The organism is Shewanella sp. 11B5 (genome assembly GCF_002836795.1).
Lineage (GTDB): Bacteria > Pseudomonadota > Gammaproteobacteria > Enterobacterales > Shewanellaceae > Shewanella > Shewanella frigidimarina.
The window spans coordinates 1-6,679 of the sequence record NZ_PJAP01000333.1 but is presented as its reverse complement, the minus strand read 5'-3'; the positions used below and the strand labels follow the sequence as shown (position 1 = coordinate 6,679).

The window sequence follows — 6,679 nt, the reverse complement described above, 5'->3', positions numbered from 1 at the left end:
AGAAGGCATCGCGATTAAAATCGAAGATGCCTTAGAAACGGTGCCGGGCATAAAGCGGATTACCTCAACATCCAATGCCAATGGCAGCAGTGTGATGATTGAGAAAACCAGCTCTTATGACTTAGACACCTTGCTCACTGACATTAAAACCAATGTTGATGCAATTTATAACTTTCCTAGCGAAGCTGAAAACCCTGTTATCGATAAAATGCGCATGCAAGACCATGCCTTATGGATTGAGATTTATGGCGATGCCGACCGCGCGACGTTACAAGCGTTAGCGGAACAACTTAAAGCGGATTTGCTCAGCCAAGATGCCATTCATGATCTGGAAATTAAAGCCAAAGCCGAGCCAATAATTTCTATCGAAGTTGACGAAGCTAAGCTGCAAGCTTACGGATTGACGTTAGCGTCAGTCGCCAGTGCGGTGAACGCCGAGTCATCTGCATCTATTTCGACCAGCTTATACAACGATGATAAAACCGTGCGTTTGAAAGTGGCTCAACAAGCTTATCAACAGCAAGATTTTATGGCAATTCCAGTTATCACCACTAGCCAGGGCTCGATGATTACACTGGGCGATATTGCCACAGTGAAAGACGGCTATGCCGACGACACCTTTGTGTTGTCGCGTTATAACCAAGCCAACTCAAGCGCCATTGAAATTGTGATGGATGAAAATGGCGATATCGTTAATATTGTCGAGCAAGCTAAGCAAGTCGTTGATAAATGGCGTAATGCTAATGCGCTGCCCGATGGTGTAAATATTGCCACTTGGCATGACAAAAGCACCCTGATTACCGAACGCTTAAGCTTGCTAGTTAAAAATGCCCTCAGTGGTATCGCATTAGTGTTTATTATTTTGGCGTTGTTTTTAAACTTGCGCGTGGCGTTTTGGGTTGCAGCAGGTTTGCCGTTTGTGTTCTTCGGCACCTTGTTTTTTATGAGCAATACTTTTGCTGGTTTAACCCTAAATGAAATGACCACCTTTGGCTTTATTATGGCGCTGGGGATTGTGGTCGATGACGCCGTGGTGGTGGGTGAGAGTGTTTATACCACTCGGCAAAAATACGGCGACAACATCGACAACACCATCAAAGGTACCTTAAAAGTCGCGACCCCAACCATATTTGGTGTGTTAACGACCGTGGTTGCCTTTGTCGCTTTGGCCAACGTAGAAGGCCGTTTAGGACAAATTTATGCCCAGTTTGGTACGGTTGTTGCCATCTGTTTAATGCTGTCGTTAATTGAATCTAAGTTTATTTTACCGTCGCATTTAGCCCATATTAATACTCAAAAAAGTGCCAAAAAGTCATGGTTTAACCATATTCAACATGCCGCGGACAGTGGCTTGAAGTGGTTTAGCCGCGTAATTTACCAACCCGTTATTGAGTTTGCCCTGCGGTTTCGTTATGCCGTGGTATTGATGTTTATTGCGGTGTTTATTTTGGTTGCCGGAATGCCGTTAACGGGTAGCGTGCGAGTGGCGTTTTTCCCTGATATTGCTGGCGACACAGTCGTAGCTGACTTTTCAATGCAAAACGACGCCAGTTTTGGCCAAACCTATAAAAATTTAATGACCTTAGAAAGCGCTGCTAAACGAGTGGATGCAGAGCTGGTGGCTCAACAACAAGACAGTGAAAATGACCAAGATAGCTATTTAACCAGCTTACATGTAATGGCAAGTGGCAGTGCCTCTGGCCAAGTGCAGGTCGAGTTGGCAACCAACAGCCCTTATACCCTTAAAGAGTTTACCCAAAAGTGGACTGAACTTGTTGGCCAAATGGAAGGCATTAAAAAGCTTAAAGTGTTATCGAAAAAAGAAATGCTCGATAACTTTAAAGTAGAGATTAAAGCCAGAGATACTGAGTCTGTATTCGCTGCTGGCCAAGCACTAAAAGCCGCAATAGAAGTGATGGACGGTGTGAGTGGCATTGACCACAACCTAGATGCAGGCGACCCACAATATCGCTTTGAATTAACAGCGCAAGGGCGCGCATTAGGATTTGATACCGACACCTTGTCGAGTCAGATATTGCAGTCATTTGGCGGCGGAGTGGTACAACGTTTTCAGCGTGGTAAAGACGAAGTGAAAGTGCGCGTTCGTTACCCTGATGAAGATCGTCAAACCTTTGAAGATATTCAGCTTGCCAATGTGAGAACCAGCGACGGGACTATTGTGCCGTTGAGTCACGTAGCCCAGATTTTTAATGATTATCAACCGTCGAATATTACCCGTATCGACAGCCAGCGGGCGGTATACATCAGTGCGGTATTAGACAAAGATAAAATTGCGTCAAATGAGTTGGTTAGCCAGCTTAAACAAACATTGGTATCGCAGTTAGAAGTACAGTACCCAGGTGTGAGTTTCAATTTTGCCGGCGAAGCTGAACAGCAAGCCGAAACCACAAGCTCGATAGAATCGATGTTTGTGCTGGCGCTGATTGCCATTTATGCCTTGTTAGCCATTCCGTTAAAGTCGTATATACAGCCAGTGATAATCATGACTGCGATTCCGTTTGGTATTGTGGGCGCAATTTTAGGCCATTGGTTGAATGACTTAACCATTAGTATTTTGTCGTTAAACGGTATTTTGGCCTTAAGTGGCGTGGTGGTAAACGACAGCTTGTTACTGGTGTCGCGTTATAATGAATTAATTAACGAAGAAGGCATGTCGGTACACGATGCAATTGTTGAGTCATGCACCGGAAGACTTCGAGCGGTATTGCTTACCTCGGTGACCACCTTTGCGGGCTTAGCGCCATTATTAGGTGAAACCTCATTACAAGCGCAGTTTTTAATTCCTGCCGCAGCGGCGCTAGGGTATGGTATTTTATTTGCTACCTTTATCACCTTGATTTTGACGCCATCTTTGCTGTTAATTCAATGCGAGTCTAAGGCTTTTATACATAACCTGATGACCAAACTGCGCCCAAATCGTGACGTGGCAACGTCGTGATCAACCAAGGAATGAGCAGCATGAACACCGACAAACTGCAATTGTTACTGGTTGAAGATGACCTCGACTTAGCTACGGCGGTGATCGAGTATTTAGAGCTAGAAGATATTCTTTGTGACCATGCCGCCAATGGGCAAGTTGGGCTTAATTTAAGTTTGCAGAATCAATACGATGTGGTGATTTTAGATTTAAACTTACCCAAAATGAATGGGTTGCAAGTGTGCGAGTCGTTGCGCATGCAAGGTATGGATGTGCCAGTGTTAATGCTGACAGCCCAAGACACGTTAGACGATAAGCTAACTGGCTTTGCTAAAGGGGCAGATGATTATTTGGTGAAACCCTTTGCCATGGAAGAACTCATTGTGCGGACGCGAGTGTTAGCGCGTCGGCGCAGTGGCCAAGTTATGCGCTTATCTGTCGGTGACTTAACCTTAGATTTACAACAAAAGCAGGCGTATCGCGCCAATGAGTTAGTAAAGTTATCGCCGACCGCGTTTAAGATTTTAGAGGTGCTAATGCGAACAAGCCCTAATCCGGTGTCGCGTGAAAAGCTCATGCAAAGTGTGTGGGGCGATGATCAACCTGACAGTAACAGCTTAAAAGTACATATTTTTAATTTGCGAAAACAGCTTGATGCTGAGCATGACGTAAAGTTACTGCACACGATTAGTGGCCATGGCTTTGCCATTAAAGACGCAGAGCTTTCATCATAGCGCTGACTACATAATGTATTGATTTAAATTACGACAGCAATAAGCAATAGGAATACCCCTACGTCATGAAATTAAGACCGAGTCTGCGAATTTTTGTGCTGCTGGTAATGTTATTTACTGGCATTAGCACCATTTTAATTTTATCCGCATTGAGCGTGCATTATTATATCTCTGGCATGGACAAAGTCATGCTGGCGACGATGTATGCGCATGGACAAGAGCAAGTTGTAACCGACGGGCACCCTAGCAAATCACAATTGTTTACTGTCGCCAGTCGTTGGCAGGATTTACCAAAAGATATTCAACTACACATTAAGCTGGAGCCCAGCGAGTTTAATGTGTTACACAAAAATATTATTGGCGGTTCACCGTTAAAACCACCAGAAAAAGGCTTTTTTGTCATCAAAGTGCTTAAAGGTGACCAGATCCGTTATGTCTCGAGCATTTTAGATAAAAAAATGGGCAATATTCCTCCGCCCAAAGATAAACCCTTTTTTCTGGTGATTCTTGCTACCGCCATTTTTAGTATTGTGATGTTTACGCTGATATTGCTGTTAATGATGCGCAAAGTGACTTTGCCGATTGAGCGCCTAAAAAATTGGGCCAAAGAGTTAGATAGCAAACAACTAGCAGACCCTGCGCCAGATTTTCATTACAGCGAGCTAAACACATTAGCCAATATTGTTAAAACCAGTTTAGGTACTGTGCAGGAAAGCTTAGATCGCGAGCAACAATTCTTAGGTTATGCCAGCCATGAATTACGCACCCCAATAGCGGTAATCCGTACGAACACTGAATTACTGCAAAAGCTGATAAGCAAAGGCGCTAGCGCTGAAAAACAAGCTCAAGTCGTTAACCGCATCGAACGTGCTGGGCTCACCATGACCGATCTCACCGAAACCTTATTGTGGTTAACACGCCGTGAAGGTAAAAGTTTGCCGTTAAAAGAAGTTAATTTAGGTCAGCTTATTCGCCAGCTAGTGCAAGATTTAAGGTATTTAATCCACGGCAAAAATATTGAAATCAGCATCGAAACCGATGACTCTGCTCACCAACTCCCTGACACGCTATGCCGGATAATTATTACCAACCTCATCCGCAACGCTTTACAGCACACTGTTGAAGGTAGTGTGACTATTCGCCAGTCAGCCACATCGGTAAGCATCGCTAATCAGTGTAAGTCTTATGCTAATAGCTTTGAAGAGTTAGGCTTTGGCTTAGGGCTTGAGTTAACGACCAGACTTATTTCGCAATACGACTGGGATTATCAAAATATAGATACTAATCGCGGCCGCAAAGTGTCTATTGATTTTAGCCGTTAACGTTTAAGCCGTTAAGATTGGCCTTTGATTAGCGACTAAGATTAGGCAGCCAACTGTTGTGTGCATTCTTAATAAACACCACCGAAGCCACCGCAATAATCGGTGGCTTTTTTGCGCGAGTCATCAGAGCCAGTGGATCTTATTACCTCTATTTAGATAAATTTTATATTATAATGTGATGATAATTATATTATCATCAGGTGTTAACTTAATTCGATTGTACTGTAAGGTAATCGGCCTATAATGAGGGGTATCTTGACGCCGTACTAGGTTATGGGATCGCCGCAATGAAATACCGCACACATTTATTTTCTCTTCGTATCGGGCATGCACTCCGAGAGTCTTTAAAAGACGCTCCCTACAATGCCAATGCATTCACTAAAGATTTATTAGCCGGCTTAACCGTTGGCATTATTGCTATTCCATTAGCAATGGCGCTTGCAATTGCCATTGGGGTCGCGCCGCAATACGGGTTATATACTGCCATTATTGGTGGGTTTATTATTCCGCTCACCGGTGGCTCGCGTTACAGTGTGTCTGGCCCTACCGCCGCTTTTGTGGTGATCCTCTATCCCATCGTGCATCAATATGGTCTGTCAGGTTTATTGCTGGCCAGCATGTTATCCGGACTAATGTTGATTATCATGGCGTTGTTTCGCTTAGGGCGTTATATCCAATATATTCCCGAATCAGTCACGTTAGGGTTTACGGGTGGTATTGCCGTGGTGATTGCAGTGCTGCAAGTTAAGGATTTTTTTGGTCTAACTATTACCGAGATGCCAGAAAGTTTTGTCGGTAAAGTAGCTACCTTAGTTCAAGAAATTCCTAGTTTTTCGGGGCCGACATTACTGGTGGGATTAAGCACATTAGTGGTGTTTATTTTGTGGCCAAAACTCAAGTTGGCTGTGCCAGCGCATCTGCCTGCTGTGGTGGCCGCAAGTATTGTGGCGTTGATGTTGAACCTCCAAGGTTTCGATGTTGCCACGATTGGATCTACGTTCAGTTTCACCCTAGCCGATGGCTCTATCGGTGCAGGTATTCCCTCTATGTTGCCCGATTTTGAATGGCCTTGGCTTCGCGCGCAAACGGGTGAAGTGCCATTGGTACTCACTTGGCAATTAGCCAGTGACCTATTGTCTGCCGCCTTTGCTATCGCCATGTTAGGTGCCATTGAATCGTTACTGTGCGCAGTGGTGCTAGACGGCATGTCAGGTAAAAAGCACAGCGCTAATAGCGAATTACTTGGTCAAGGTATCGGTAATATTATCGCGCCATTTTTTGGCGGTATTACCGCGACTGCTGCCATCGCTCGTTCGGCGGCTAACTATAAGTCGGGGGCGGTAAGCCCAATCGCGGCCATGATCCATGCGCTGGTGGTGTTAGTGTCTTTATTATCGCTCAGCACTGTTTTAGCTTATATCCCCATGGCGGGCATGTCGGCGCTGCTTATTATGGTGGCTTGGAACATGAGTGAAGCGCCTAAGATTGTCCATCTTGTTAAAAAAGCCCCTGCCAGTGAAATACTGGTGTTGATGGTGTGCTTGTTACTGACCATATTTTTTGACATGGTGATAGCGATCAGTGCTGGGATCATTTTGGCGTCGTTATTATTCATGAAACAAGTGGCCGACATGACCAAGGTGCAAGACATTAGCGAGCAGAAAAAGCACATTCATGTTGAGTTA

4 protein-coding genes are annotated in these 6,679 nt (G+C 44.6%); all 4 read left to right on the top strand.

Annotated elements, in window-relative coordinates; genetic code table 11:
• A partial coding sequence (locus CXF78_RS06985) for an efflux RND transporter permease subunit (RefSeq protein ID WP_102036366.1) occupies positions 1-2,959 on the top strand: 2,959 nt, incomplete at its 5' end.
• A gap of 20 nt (positions 2,960-2,979) precedes the next feature.
• Positions 2,980-3,672 (top strand): response regulator transcription factor, encoded by a 693-nt coding sequence (locus CXF78_RS06980; protein ID WP_219622054.1) that lies wholly within the window; start codon positions 2,980-2,982, stop codon positions 3,670-3,672.
• A gap of 65 nt (positions 3,673-3,737) precedes the next feature.
• On the top strand, positions 3,738-4,994 hold the full coding sequence (locus CXF78_RS06975) for a sensor histidine kinase (RefSeq protein WP_102036365.1): 1,257 nt from the start codon (positions 3,738-3,740) through the stop codon (positions 4,992-4,994).
• Positions 4,995-5,281: 287 nt separating this feature from the next.
• Positions 5,282-6,679, top strand: a 1,398-nt coding sequence (dauA, locus tag CXF78_RS06970) for a C4-dicarboxylic acid transporter DauA (protein WP_102036364.1), incomplete at its 3' end; no start/stop codon positions are given.